This is a genomic window from Mycoplasma sp. 613B, from assembly GCF_054343485.1.
The window spans coordinates 15,522-29,955 of sequence record NZ_JBTGVH010000013.1 but is presented as its reverse complement, the minus strand read 5'-3'; the positions used below and the strand labels follow the sequence as shown (position 1 = coordinate 29,955).

The window sequence follows — 14,434 nt, the reverse complement described above, 5'->3', positions numbered from 1 at the left end:
ATTGAGAAATTTTTACACAAAATTTATTACACTTCCGGTTATTTTTCTTCACTTTTGTCTTCGTTTTTATCTTTAATTTTTCCAAATTCGCCTTTTATATGACAAGATCTGCATCTTGCTTCATATTCTTCAGTGTCCCCTAAAAGTTTTACATTTTTACTATTAATTTTTCTAAAACTTGTAGATGCTGCATTTTTACACTTTACACATACTGCCTGCAATTTTGTAACATTTTCAGCCATTGAAAGTAATGCTGGAACAATACTAAAAGGTCTTCTTAAATAATCCATATCCAAACCGCTTACTATTACTCTTACACCATCATCAGCTAAATCACTAAGTAAATTAAGAACATCTTTACCAAAAAAGTGAACTTCGTCAATAGCGATTGCTTTATAATTTTTTTTATTAAATAACTCTTTTATTTCTTCGGCTGTAGAAGCATTAAAAGTTGATATTTTTGCTCCTGATCTAGAAATTATTTCATCTTCTGCAAACCTATTATCAAAGTGTGGTTTAACTACTAAAGTTTTAATATTTGCATATTCTAAAATTCTAATCCTTTTTAACAATTCTTCGCTTTTTCCAGAAAACATAGGACCGGTAATAACTTCAATCATTCCTTCAGAAAATTTTTTGTACATCATTCATACTCCTTTGCGTGTGTATTAATTATTATAATTATAAAAAGCAAAAAAATGAAAAATTTTTTATTTTTTTATTTTTAATTTATATTACATTAAAATTTGGTAAAATTTTTATATTAATTTAATTAATATAAATTAAATAGCAAACTAAAGAGGTAAATATGTCAAAAGAAAAACTTTCTAAAAAACTTGCAAGATTAAATTCCAAAAGCGAGAAAAAACAAAAAAAAGAAAGAACACCAGAACAAATTAAAAAAAGAAAAATCCTTAATGGAGTTTTATTTGCATCAGCTGCTTTGGTAGTTTCTGGATTAGCTATAGGAATTCCTTTAGGTATCACTAATGCACAACCTACAAAAATTGCAGCTAGAGCAGATTCAGATATTTTAGTAAGTATATCTACACCAAACGGTCCTAAAAACTTAAATCTTCAAGATATTATCAACGCAACCCAAACAGATTCAGTTATTAATAAAGAACAATTTGATGAAGCACAAAAAGTTTTAATTAATTATCTTTATGAAGAAGAATATGAGGCTTCTCAATTATTCAAAAAAGCATGAGATAAATCTTATGTAGCAGGTAAAACAAGTGCAAACGATAGATTTAATCCTAATTTTAAAAGCTATGATGATTTAAAACAATCACAACAAAAATTCCTTGAAGACGAAAGAAGAAGATATCAAAGAACTTATGGTTTCCAAAATTGAGAATCTGAATTTAATAAATATATTTCTACAGATCCAAAATTTGGTGGAGCAGTCAATTTTGATAAAGCAGTTGAATATTTAACATATAAAGAAGCAGAAAAAAAAGCTTTTGCAAGATTTACTCCAGAGTTTTCAACAACATACTTATATAAAGATGTTAAAAATAGAGTATTAAGTGAAGATATTAAAGATAAAAATGGAAATATTGTTTATAAAAAAGGTGATAGATTATTTAAAGATATTATCATTTTAGAAGATGATGCTGACAAAGGTTCAAACGTTGTAAATGGATTTATTCCAAATATCGAAAGAGAAAGTGATAAATCTAAAACAGAATCTGAAAAAGAAAAAATTAAAGATGAATATAAAGTTTCTGCATTTTTAACAAATTCTTATGTTAAAGAGTATATGAATGCAAATAATGTAATTAATAAATTTTATTTTAACAATAATGCTTTATTAAAAGATAAATTTTCATTCTTTGATGTTTCTCAATTAGTTATTCATGCTAATCAAAATTCTTCAAATGCACAAGATGCATGAACAATTGCTAAAGCTGATTTAAAAGAATTATTAAGATATTCAGTAACCCAAATAAATTCTAATGATTTAACCACACAAGAAGTAAAAACTACACTAAGTTTAATTGAAAACTTCAAAGGAAATACTGCTACTTCAGATGAGAATCAAAAATCTACTGATAGAATTTTACTTAACACAATTAATTCATCAGTTAATAAAACAAATGCACAAAATTTAGGACAATTACCTTTAAGAAATTTAAGTCAAATTTTTGATAGTGAAGATTCTTCTTATGGCATTACATTTTTAGATAATGTATTTAGTGCAAAAGAAGCAACACATATTTTATCCACTACTTTATTTAGTAAAATTAAAGAAAAGTTATTTGCAAATGGACATGAAAATTTACTTCCAGATGCTTCAACTTTAACTAATAAAAAATTAACTGAAATTAATGAACTAAATAAAAAAATAGCAGATTTTATTGATAAACTAAGCGATGGAGAACTTAAAAAAGCTGGTGAAGCTTTTAAAGAAACTTTTGGAGAAACTACCGATTCAAGTTATAGAATTCACACAATTTATAAATTAACTGAAAACAGTTCAATTATTTATTCAAGTAAAGGATTGAATATTATTTTAAAAAATTCAATAAACACTTTTGATAAATTACAAGAAATTCTTAAAAAAGAATTACAATTAAATGCTAATAATCAAATTAACTCTTCAATAACTAACAGACTTAAAATAAATGACTTATTTAATGAATTAAAAAACGAAAGTTTTGTTTTAAAAGACACAATATCTGATGAAAAATTTAAAACTAAATTATTGACAGATGTAAAAAGTAATAAGTCTGAAGAAGAAAAAACCAATTATATTAAGTCTTTAGAAAAAAATATTGATAATAAAATAATTTCTTATTCTAATGATTTAATTTTAAAAATAAATACTAAAATTGAAACTTATTTAACAGAAATTAAAAAATACAATTTAAATGCTGATTTTAATTTTGACAACACTAAAAACTACTGAACAATTACAGGAAAAACAGAAAAATCAGATGTAGACACTATTTATGATGCTTTACAAAAACATTTTGGAATTATTAAAAATAAATAAAGGAGAATGAAATGAAAAAAATTAAATATTCATTATTAACAAGTGTTATAGCGGGAATTATTCCGTTATCTGTTGTTTCTTGTTCTCCTGTTGAAGTAGAAAGTTCAGAAAAAATAATTCAAGATGAGAAATTAAAAAAAGAAGTAGTTAAAAGATTTATTGAAACCAAATATATCGAAACCATTTTAACTGATAAATGATTTAAAAATCAAAACTTAGATCAAGAATTTAAAAACAAAAATAGCGAATTTTATGCATTAGTTAAAAAAGCATTTAATTTTTACCAAAAACAAGAGTTGAAAAAAGACAGCACCTTTACAGTAAAATTTATAAATGATTTAAATTCTAATAATTTTTTAACTACAGAAGAATTAAAAGAATTATATACAGAGGTAGGACCAAATAAATTATTTACAGAAAAAGGATTTGAAATTTTATTTAACAACAATAATTCAGATTTAAAAAACAATATTTTAAAAATGGTTTTAGTTTTTAAATTCTTAACTAGTTCTGAATCTAAAGATATTATTGAATCCAATAAATATAAAACAAATTCAGCGGAAAAAAACACAAATTATAATCAAAGATTAGCATATCAAAATACTAATCCAGAAACCAAAGATTTCTTTTTAAAAACACTTTTATTAGAAAAACAACCTGCTCAAATTTGAAAATATGAGTCTACTGATTCAGATGACTTAGCCACTTATAATTTATTAGAAATTAAAGATGAAAATTCTTTTAACTCTTTAGTAGATGAAAGATTTAAAAATTCCAAAAACACCAATAAAATACAGGATTTTGAGTTATTAAATGTGAATGATGATATTGATTTAAAACAATTATTATCATATCAAGGAATTCTCTACAATCAAGGTTCTAACCCTAAAGGAAGTTTTAATTATGATGTTTATACTTTGAAAAGAGAGACAAATATAAAGAGCGGATTTGTGGATGAAAATTCTAGAATTATATATTCTAAAAATGATTTAGCAGCTGCAGAAAGTTGAAAAGGTAAAAAAGAATTACCTATCAAACTAAAAGACTCTTTTGACAAGACAAAAACAAAATATCAATTAACTAAAGAAGATATTGAAGTTGTTAAAGCAGCAGAACATAGTGATGTTACTTATACTGTTGAAAAAATTATGCCTTTTGAATCAGATAGCATCCAAAAAAGAGCAACAGTAATTATCAAGATGGTATTGACTGCAAACAAAGACCAACAACACCCTTCTGTAAGAACTTATGCAGTAGATGTAACTTGAGATTCAAGCACACCTTCTTACTCTCCTAATATTTCTGATGCAGGTAGAGTACTTAGTGATTATCCTTCTTCTGTAAAAGCTATAAGTAGTGATTTAACCAAAATATCAGCTTCTTATGTAAATAAAATTGTGCCTTTATTTGATGAAAACAAAGCAACAACAAAAGACAATGTAACAACATATAAAACTTATTTCTCTTTAGATCACACACCTTGAAATACAGTAGAACAAAAGGAAATATTGGCATTTTCATTATATTTAGCAGACAAAAACACTCTATATGAAGAGATTAAAAAATTCTATGAAGATGCTGGTTACAAAATTGAATATAAAGATTCAATTTTAGACCCAGAATCAAATAATAAAAATACAACTAAAAAATAGAGATGTAAAATGGAACAATTATTTTTAAAAATTATAAATAGAGAAATACCAGCAAATATCATTTATGAAGATGAAAGAGTTATAGCTTTTCTTGATATAAAACCAGTTACAAAAGGACATTTTTTAGTAGTTCCTAAAATTTATTCTAGAAATTTATTTTCTATTGAAAATAGTGACTTAGAATATTTAATTGTAAAGGCAAAAGAACTTGCAATTGAACAAACTCAAAAATTAAATGTAAAAGGTTTTAAACTACTTGTAAACAACGAAAAAGAAGCAGGTCAAGAAGTTTTTCATACTCATATTCACATAATACCAAGTGAAAAATAAAAAAATCTCTTCTTTATTTTAAGAAGAGATTTTTATGGTCTATTTGATATGGTGCCAACAACAGGAATCGAACCTGCGACCCCATCCTTACCATGGATGTGCTCTACCTACTGAGCTATGATGGCTTTTCTATAATATTATAAACTAATTTAACAAAAATAGGAGTAAATTATGATGAGATTTTTTGCACAAAAAAAAGAAAATAATTATTTTATATTATCCAATGAAACTCTCCATCACATAAAGGTAGCTAGAATAAAAAACGAAAAAATAATTTGTATATATGAAGAAAAATTCTATATTTGTCATTTAGAAGGTGATTTAGCGATAATTGAGCAAGAACTTAAAGAAAATCACGAATTTAATGAACCTGTTATCATAGCAAGTGCAATAATTAATATCAAGCGTTTTGAGTGATTAATTCAAAAGGCTACAGAACTAGGTGCAAGTGATTTTTATCCAATTTTTAGTGAAAATGTTGAGCAAAAATTAGGCAACGACATTGACAAAAAAATTGAAAGATGACAAGAAATTGCCAAAAGTTCCACGCAACAAAGTTTCCGAAATAAAGTTATGAAAATACATTATCCCATTAACTTTAAAGAAATTTTAAACTTAAATATAAAAAATAAATATATAGCATATGAAAAAGTTGAAACTTCTGATAAAAATATTCTTTTTCCTCAAAATTCTTTATTTTTAATAGGTCCAGAAGGCGGTTTTAGTCAACAAGAAGTGGATTTAGCTTTAAAAAACAACTTTAAAGCAATAAGTTTAGGAAAAAGAATATTAAGAGCAGAAACCGCTCCTTTGTTTATTTTATCTAGAATAGAAGAAAATTAATTTTTTATAAAATAAAAAATAAATTTAAAGTAAAATTCAATTATGAGAATAATAAAAGCAACGTTAAATGATGAAGGTAGAACATTATATAAATTTATAATTAAATATTTTAACAAGGTTCCTTTATCTAAAATAGAAAAACTTTTTCGCTTAAAAGATATAAAAATTAATGGCAAAAGAAGCAATGATAAAAAATATATTATTAGGGTTAATGATGAAATCCAAGTTTATGGACTAAATGAAGAAAAAATAAATCAAGAATTTACAACCACAAATAACAGTAAAGAAAAAAACTTTTCTATAATATTTGAAGACAAAAATATTTTAATAGTAAATAAAGAAGAAAATATAGCTATTCATAGTGAAGATAATTGTTTAGATTTACAAATTTTAAAGTATTTAAATTTTAAACAAAAAGATTCTTTTATTCCATCTCACATAGGTAGAATAGATAAAAAAACTTCAGGAATAGTAATATATGCAAAAAATTATAAAGCACTTGTCGAATTAAAAGAAAAACAAAAGAAATTTGAAAAAATTTATATCTTTAAATCTGATATAAAAATAGACAATAAATTCACTTCTTCACTTTTTCTTGAAAAAGATGAAACTAAGCAAAAAATGAAAGTAGTAAAAAACTCAAATATATTAGCTATAACAGAATTTTTTAGTGAAAATTCTAAAAAATATGCAAGATTAATAACAGGAAAAAAACATCAAATTAGAGTGACTTTATCACATTTAGGTTTTCCGATTTATGGCGATACAAAGTATGGTGGTAAAAAAAATTTTAGAGTTTTTTTACATTCACATAGAATCAAATTTAAAGATTTAAGTGGAGATTTATCTTATTTAAATGATAAAGAATTTATAAGTTATCCAAAATGATAGTAAGGAGAAAAATGAAAAGAGAAGAAATAATTGAATTAGCTAAAATATTAAAACTTATTCCAAATGATGAAGTTATTTTATCATTAGAAAAAGAATTTGATGAAATTTATAAAATGTTAAACGAATTTAAACAGATAGATGTTGGTAATGTTAAACCACTAGTTAGATTAACAAAAATTAAAGATTTTAGTTTAGTTAGAGAAGATGAAGTGCTTGAATATACAGAAAATAAAGGGATTTTATTAAAAAACGCACCTGCAAAAAACAAAAATTTTGTGCAATTAGAAAGGGTTATAAATGATAAAAAATAAAGGAAATTTTTTACTAGCTCACAAAGAGTTACATAAAGACACAAATAATGCAGTTTCTTTTCTTTTTCCAGAACAAGAAATTATAGAAAACAAAGCACTTAGCGGTTGTGTTTTTACTATTAAAGATGTTTTTGCTACAAAAACAGCTAAAACACAAGCGTCTTCTAGATTACTTGAAAATTTTTACCCTTCTTATAATGCTACTGTTGTGCAAAAATTACTTGATAATGGAGCAATACCTGTAGCAAAGGTTCATAATGATGAGTTAGCTCTTGGTGGAGAAGGTATTTATTCTTATTGAGGAATTATTTCTCACCCTTTAGATAACAAAAGAAAAATAGGTGGTTCTTCTTCCGGTTCTGCAGCTACATTGACAAATAACGTTTCCTTTGCTTTAGCTTCAGATACAGGAGATTCTGTAAGACTTCCTGCATCATATATAGGAAAAGTAGGATTTAAACCAAGTTATGGAGTAGTTTCAAGATTTGGTATGTTTGCATATGCTTCCTCTTTAGATACAGTTTCATGATTTGCTCATAATGTTAATGATGTTATAGAAGTTGCTAAAGTTGCTTATGGAAAAGATTATAATGATATGACTTCCGAAAACATTTTAATTAATAATGTTATAAAAACAAAACCAGATAAAATTGGATATTTTAACATTCCTAAAAATTTGCTAAGCGAATCTGTTTATGAAAAATATTTTTCTTTTATAAAGGAAATTTCCGCATTTGTGGAAACAGAATCCATTGAACCTAATGCTGATTTATTAAAAGCAATTAAACCAGTATATGACATTATTTCCTATTCTGAGGCAAGTTCTAATTTAGCTAATTTAAATGGAATAGCATTTGGGCAAAGAGAAAACGGTAAAGACTGAAGTGAAATAATGACTAATACCCGTTCAAAAGGTTTTGGAAAAATGGTACAAAGAAGATTAATATTAGGTTCTTATTTCCTTGAAAAAGAAAATCAAGACGAATTATTTCTAAAGGCACAAAAAATTAGAAGATTGATAAAAAATTATTTAGATGAATTATATGATAAATATGACATAGTTATTTATCCAGCAGCACCTGATGTTGCTCCTTATTTTGAAAACGCAGAAAAAAGAAGTTATATGGATTATATTTTAACAGGTTCTAATTTAGCTGGTTCTCCATCTATAACAATGAAATTAGGTGTGGACAAAAATAATAAATTGCCTTTTAATCTAGCAATAGATTCTAAAATGCAAAATGATGAAAAATTATTGAGTTATGCACTTTGAATTGAAGAAAAATTAAAGGAGAAAACTAATGAATAATTATGAAGTGGTTATAGGTATTGAAATACATTTGGAATTAAACACTAAAACTAAAATGTTTTCAGCAGCTAAAAATTCATTTAATGAAGAAAATAATAAAAATATTAGTCTAGTTGATTTAGCTTATCCTGGAACATTGCCTTTATTAAATAAAGAAGCTGTTATAAAAGCTATAAAATTAGCAAAAGCATTAAAAATGAATATTGATAATGAATTACATTTTGATAGAAAAAATTATTTTTATCCTGATTTACCAAAAGGTTTTCAAATCACACAACAATTTAGACCTATAGGAAAGAATGGAAAAGTTTCTTTTAAAATTAATAATGAAGTTAATGAAATTTCAATAGAAAGAATACATTTGGAAGAAGATACGGCAAAACAATTACACACTGAACAAGGAACTTTTTTAGATTATAATAGAGCAGGTATTCCGCTAATAGAAATTGTTACACACCCTGTTATCAAAAATTCCAATCAAGCTGCAAAATATATAGAAACAATTGCTAAAATAGCAAAATTTTTAGGAATATCAGATGCAAAATTAGAAGAAGGTTCACTAAGAGCAGATATTAATTTATCTTTAAACAAACCGGGAGAAGGTTTTGGTACTAAAGTAGAAATTAAAAATATTAATTCCATTTCTAATGTGAAAAAAGCAATAGATTTAGAAATTGAAGTTCAAACTTTAAAATTAAATAATAACGAAAAAATAATTCAACAAACCAAACGTTTTGATGATGTTTTACAACAAAATATAGTAATGAGAGAAAAAACTGGAGCAGTTGATTATAGATATTATCCTGAACCAAATATTCCTGTTATTCAATTAAAAGAAGAATTTATTGATTCAATTAAATTAGATAAGCTACATTGAGAATGGGAAGAAGAATTATTAAACCAATCAGTTTCTAATATTTACGTAGAACAGTTATTAAATAATTTTGATTGATTACAATTCTTTAATAAAATAAATTTTGACAATAAGGATAAGTTAGCTAAATTCTTTTTTTCTGAAATTGTTCCAATTATAAAGGAAAAAAGCACTGATTCGTTAAATATAACCCCAAATAATATAGTTGAAATTTTAACTTTAGAAAAAAATAATTCTATTTCATCAAAACAAGCAAAAGAAATAGTTTTATATAAGGAAAAAGAAAATTTAAGTATTGATGAAATTATTAAAAAATACAATTTGGTTCAAATAGAAAATAATGATTTAATTCAAAAAATTTTAAATAATTTAATCTTAGAAAATGAACAATTATTAAATGATTATGAAAATAGACCAGAAAGAGTTATTAAATTCTTTTTAGGACAAATAATGAAACAAACTAAAGGTCAGGCAAATCCTCAAAAAGCTAATGAATTAACAATTAAAACAATTGAAGAAAAACTTAAAAAATAATTGAAAGAAGTAAAAGATAAATGAATAAAAAAAAGAAAAAATTATTGTTAGCATTGTTATTGCTAACTGGTGTTGTTGGTGTAGGTTCTGCAGTTATTGGTACAACTTACGCTTTAACTAGAAACAAAAAAACTCATTCAAATGCAAATACAGAAGAAAATCTAGAAGATTACAAAAAATCTAGTAAATCAAAAATTGAAAATTATTCTAACTTAAATGACGAAACTAAAAATGGTTTGGCTAGTTTTATAAATTCATTAAATTCAAAAGAAGAAATTAATAATATTTTAGATCTTTCTTTACAATATAATTCTATTGTTAGTAAAATAATAAGCACTATTTCAAATGCTCAAACAGTTAAAGAAACAAAGAAATATACAGAAGCCAATAATAAAGGAGAGTTTGATAAATTTTTATTACAAACAGAAAAATTTTTAAAAGACAGCAAGCTAGTTTCTGATGTTGAACAAATTAAAACACTAGATTTTTTAAATAAAATAAATTCTACTTTAGTTAATTTAAAAGATTCAGAGAAGAAACTAAATGGTTCAGATGAACAAAATCTAGAACCTATAAAAGAAGATAAAACTTTTAAAGAAGATGTAGAAAGAAAACTGGAAATCAATTTTAATCCAAACATAGAAGTTTATGATTTAAAAAAATTCTTATATAGTGCATCTATCAATAAAGAAAATCAAAATATTTATTTATCACATAACGATATAGAAAATGTGAATTTAACTTTAGAAGAAGTAAAAATAGATTCTACTAATGTTAATAATTTAAATTTAGTTTATCTTGCAAAAAGTACTACTGATTCTACTAAATTTGCAAAAGTTACTAAAACAATTACTTTTAGTAATGATTTAAATTCTAAAATTAATACAATTAAAATTAGTAATTTAGATGAGATTTTTAATTTTAGTTATGATCAATTTTTAGATTTATATAAATCTGATTTAATAAATAATTTTGAAAAAATAAAGGATATTTTTGTTTCCAAACAAAAAATAATAAATAATTTTTTTAAATATAAAATTGAAGAAACAGATAATATTTTTATAACCGATAATAAGATAACTTTAAACATTGGTTTTTATGTAAATGATACTAAAATAAAGGAAATTCCTTTACAAACAGAAAATTCTGTACAATTAAAAAGTGACTTGTTGAAAAATATTTCAATAACTCCAAAAGAAATATTTACCAATTCTAAATTTTATAGAGAAGTTCAAAATTATTATGATTTTTCTAATTCAGAAGACATTAAAAATTATTATGCCAACATTAAACAAATAAATTTTTTTAATATGTGATTAAAAAATGATTTATTTTCTGAAGTTTTAAAAACTTTTCCTGAATATTCAAATAAAAAAATAGAAACCGCTTTAAATTCTTTAACTAATCCAACAAATGCTTCTGCTAATGCTTTAACTCAAGAAGAAATTAATAAAGTATTTGATAAAATTTATAAAGAGAATTTATTGTTTGATATACAAAAACCAGAAGGTGTAAAAGTTGAAATAATAAATTACAGCAATGATTTGAGATATGAAGTAAATGGTGATTCACTCTTTGCTACTTTTAAAATAAAAGTTACTAAAGGTGAAGAATCAACTACCTTTAATTATTATTTAAATAATTCAAAATCTGATGCTAGCGATAAAGATCTAAGAGATGAAGCAAAAATTCTTGAAATTGTAACTGAAGCTAATAAAGTTACAACTAATGGAAAAACTACTTCAACTCCTTCTGCTAATCTATTTTGAAGTAATATAGAATTTAAAAATCCAAATATAAATCACACAATGTTTAATGCTAAAGATGCTAAAGAAGCATTAGAAACATCGTATAAAATGCCAAAAATAGGCAAATATGAAATTTTTGTTAAAGAAGTTAAGGATATAGTTAATAACACAGGAAATACTAATGGTGGTCAAGCTAAAGTTTTTCTATGATATAAAAAAAATGGAATAGAAGCACCTTTACCAAAATTAAATACTACAGCATTTATTAATTCTCATTTAAAAACAATTAATTTCTTTAAACCTTTAAGTTTTAGAGATATTAAACCAATAAATGAAAATGAATGATTTACACAAAATGATTTTACTAATAAAGAAATAATTGATGAAAATGATAAAACAATTATTAATCAAATTAATAGTTCAAATTTTGATTACAGAAGAGTTGATGGAGTGATTGATAAATCACAAAATCTTCAATTTAGAGTTTTAGATCCTAAAGACATAATAGAACAAAAAGCTTTTGAAGCACTCAATTTCTTATTAAAATTTAAAAACACAAATTCAGATAGTTCTAATTCTAATGACAAGAATTTTAGTAATTTATCAAACACAGGAAGTGCAAATAAAGATGATGCAGATGTTTCAAATAAAAATTCATCTGTAAATGGTTTTTTTACTTCTCAAACATCAATTAAAAACTCAAATGATTCAGAAAATAATTTAAATTTAGTTAATATTTACAATAAATACTTTATATACTTTTACGATGTTAGAAGCACAAATGAAGGAAGTTTAACATTTAAATTAGGTTTTATAAATAAAGAAAATACTGAAAAACGTTATACAAATAATCAGGATATTACTTTAGTTAATTTAACAAATGACTATAAAGAAAACTTGTATCCAGAAATAATTTTAAACAGTATTAAATATAGCGATTTAAACATAAATACAGGAAATATACAGCAAATTAGTGCAAATGATTTCAAAAATAAAGTAAACAATCACTCAAACGATCTTTCAAATTATGTATCTTTAAAAACAAGTGAAATCAATTATAACAATTTCAAAATTAATACAAGCAATATTTCAATTGCTGAAGCTAAAAACATAGATAATAACTCTATTTATGTTAAGTTACAATATACAAATCCTAAAAATAACAACAGCATTATTAAAGGAAATGTATGATATAAAATTAAAGGTTTTGCTTCATCGGTTAATTCAAAAGAGGAATTAACTTTTGCTAAAAAAGAGTTAAAAACTGTTTTTGAATCTTCTTCAGAAATAACAAGAGAAAGAGAAGTTGAACCTTATCAAAAAGATTTATTATGATCTTTTGATAATCAAACAGAAGTTGCAAGTTGAACATTAAAAAACAAATATATAGAAAAAACCTTTTTAAGCAACAATTCTACAAATAGAAAAATTAAATTTCACTTATTTGGAAATACTTTGGTTCAAAATGATCAAAGACTAACAAATATTTCTTCTTTGGACAAAGGATACAACTTTGAGTTTAATTTTGAAGATCTAATACTTGGTAAAGAAATTTCTTTTAGGCAACAAACCATTATAATCAACAAGTTAAATGGAGGAGAACATCCAAGATTTTATTTTGTTATTAAAGCTAAATATCAGCAAAATGAAGGAATAAAATTCACAGTGGAATTGGAAGATAAAAACTATAAACTTCTTGTAGGAAATCCATACAAAGAAGCAATTACTTTTAAAGAAACACTAGATGAAACTAAATTTGATAAATTTAATAAAAATAAAGCATTTTTAATAAATACTGCTGGTGCTTCTATTTTGCTAAATTATACTAATGCAATTGAACATGAAGATTTTGGTCAAAAAACTAATCTATTTAGTTATAAAAATCTAGATTATAATCAAGAAAATCAACCCATTACTTTCTTTACACCACAAGAAGTAATTTTAAGTAATGAATACAATCCAAATCAAAATGTTAGTTATGAATTACATAACGGATATAAACAAGATAATGAATTTCTTCACAAAGACTGAAAGGATATTCCTTTAGTTAATAACGTAAGATCAAGAGCAATTGCTTATGGTTTTGGTTCTGCAACAATGTTTGCAAAAGTAAGTAGCGATCCTAATGATGGTAAATTTTACATTATTACAAACAACCACGTAGAAGCTGGAAAAAAATATGTCTTTGATGACAATAATTTACCAACAGAAGTTACTAATAAATATATTGTTAAATCATCTAATAACTTTGATAATAATGTAGAACCAGGATATTCTTATTGATCAGGATCTAATAGAATTTCTAAAGCAACCTCTGGTATTATATGAACTGGATTAAATCAATATGATAAAAACGGAAATAACAACACAGCAGGTAATTTTGTTGATATGACTGTATTTGTTGTAGATGCTTTTGAACTTATTAAAGAAGCACAATTAGAAGGTAAAATGGATATGGTTGCATATTTTAAAAACTGATTTACTTTACCAAATACTAATTTAGATTATACAGGTGTAGAAGGAGCGATTTTCTTTGGAGCAAATCTTAAAAACTTTGCAATGAATGGTTTTCCATATGGAAAACAATCAGGTTATCTAATTAACAGAGCAGGTAGCTCTTCAGGAAATGTTGGGTTATCTAGACAACAAGGATATACTCCTACTTTCTTTAATAATGGAAATTCAGGTACAGGAATTTTAGGAGAAAATAACAGTTATATTTCAACTATAAATTCAGGAGCATCTTTAACATTTTTACAATCTTGAAACTATGAAACAATTACACATAGTTATTTTGGAATTAATTGAAATAACGAAGATCCATTATCATTAACTAATAAGAGATCGTTAGCTGCGCAAATATTAAAATTAAATGCACAAAAACCTTTTGAATATAGTGTGCCTTGATTTGTTAGAAAGGAAAAATAAAGAAATAAGTAAT

Annotated in this window: 10 protein-coding genes and 1 tRNA gene; 9 read left to right on the top strand and 2 right to left on the bottom strand. The window is 24.3% G+C overall.

The window, feature by feature from the left end; all coding sequences use genetic code 4:
* Positions 1 to 38: 38 nt before the first annotated feature.
* A complete protein-coding gene (locus ACXX87_RS02735) occupies positions 39 to 647 on the bottom strand; it encodes a thymidine kinase (RefSeq protein WP_436358839.1) in 609 nt (202 codons plus the stop codon).
* 161 nt (positions 648 to 808) lie between these two features.
* Between ACXX87_RS02735 and ACXX87_RS02730 the strand changes: the two genes are divergently transcribed.
* Genes ACXX87_RS02730 through hinT form a run of 3 tightly spaced genes read left to right on the top strand, consistent with a single transcriptional unit; the run spans position 809 to position 4,983 of the window.
* Entirely contained in the window at positions 809 to 3,001 is a 2,193-nt protein-coding gene (locus ACXX87_RS02730) for a HinT-interacting membrane complex protein P80 (RefSeq protein WP_458557682.1), read from the top strand.
* 11 nt (positions 3,002 to 3,012) lie between these two features.
* Positions 3,013 to 4,653, top strand: coding sequence for a HinT-interacting membrane complex lipoprotein P60 (locus tag ACXX87_RS02725; protein ID WP_458560353.1), 1,641 nt, complete (start codon positions 3,013 to 3,015; stop codon positions 4,651 to 4,653).
* A 9-nt stretch (positions 4,654 to 4,662) separates the two neighbouring features.
* Complete coding sequence (gene hinT / locus ACXX87_RS02720) at positions 4,663 to 4,983, top strand: histidine triad protein HinT (protein ID WP_436358842.1); 321 nt, start codon at positions 4,663 to 4,665, stop codon at positions 4,981 to 4,983.
* Between the two features lie 49 nt (positions 4,984 to 5,032).
* Here the strand turns inward: hinT and ACXX87_RS02715 are convergent.
* Positions 5,033 to 5,108: transfer RNA gene (locus ACXX87_RS02715), tRNA-Thr, on the bottom strand.
* Between the two features lie 49 nt (positions 5,109 to 5,157).
* On the opposite strand from ACXX87_RS02715, the gene ACXX87_RS02710 reads away from it, so the two are divergent.
* From ACXX87_RS02710 to ACXX87_RS02685, 6 genes are read left to right on the top strand one after another with little or no spacing between them, the layout of a single operon-like run.
* A complete protein-coding gene (locus ACXX87_RS02710; RefSeq protein ID WP_458573236.1) occupies positions 5,158 to 5,826 on the top strand; it encodes a 16S rRNA (uracil(1498)-N(3))-methyltransferase in 669 nt (222 codons plus the stop codon).
* A 42-nt stretch (positions 5,827 to 5,868) separates the two neighbouring features.
* On the top strand, positions 5,869 to 6,717 hold the full coding sequence (locus ACXX87_RS02705; protein ID WP_458560354.1) for a pseudouridine synthase: 849 nt from the start codon (positions 5,869 to 5,871) through the stop codon (positions 6,715 to 6,717).
* Positions 6,718 to 6,728: 11 nt separating this feature from the next.
* Positions 6,729 to 7,028, top strand: coding sequence for an Asp-tRNA(Asn)/Glu-tRNA(Gln) amidotransferase subunit GatC (locus ACXX87_RS02700; protein WP_436358845.1), 300 nt, complete (start codon positions 6,729 to 6,731; stop codon positions 7,026 to 7,028).
* Positions 7,015 to 8,337: an amidase family protein gene (locus ACXX87_RS02695; RefSeq protein ID WP_458573235.1), complete on the top strand. Its 1,323-nt coding sequence runs from the start codon at positions 7,015 to 7,017 to the stop codon at positions 8,335 to 8,337. The genes ACXX87_RS02700 and ACXX87_RS02695 overlap by 14 nt, the downstream gene beginning before the upstream one ends.
* Positions 8,330 to 9,745 carry an Asp-tRNA(Asn)/Glu-tRNA(Gln) amidotransferase subunit GatB gene (gene gatB / locus ACXX87_RS02690; protein ID WP_458572763.1) on the top strand — a complete coding sequence of 472 codons (1,416 nt, stop codon included), beginning with the start codon at positions 8,330 to 8,332 and terminating at the stop codon, positions 9,743 to 9,745. The genes ACXX87_RS02695 and gatB overlap by 8 nt, the downstream gene beginning before the upstream one ends.
* A 20-nt stretch (positions 9,746 to 9,765) precedes the next feature.
* The gene (locus tag ACXX87_RS02685; RefSeq protein ID WP_458573234.1) at positions 9,766 to 14,421 is read left to right on the top strand and encodes an MGA_1079 family surface serine endopeptidase; all 4,656 of its coding nucleotides are present in this window, start codon (positions 9,766 to 9,768) and stop codon (positions 14,419 to 14,421) included.
* Positions 14,422 to 14,434 lie beyond the last annotated feature (13 nt).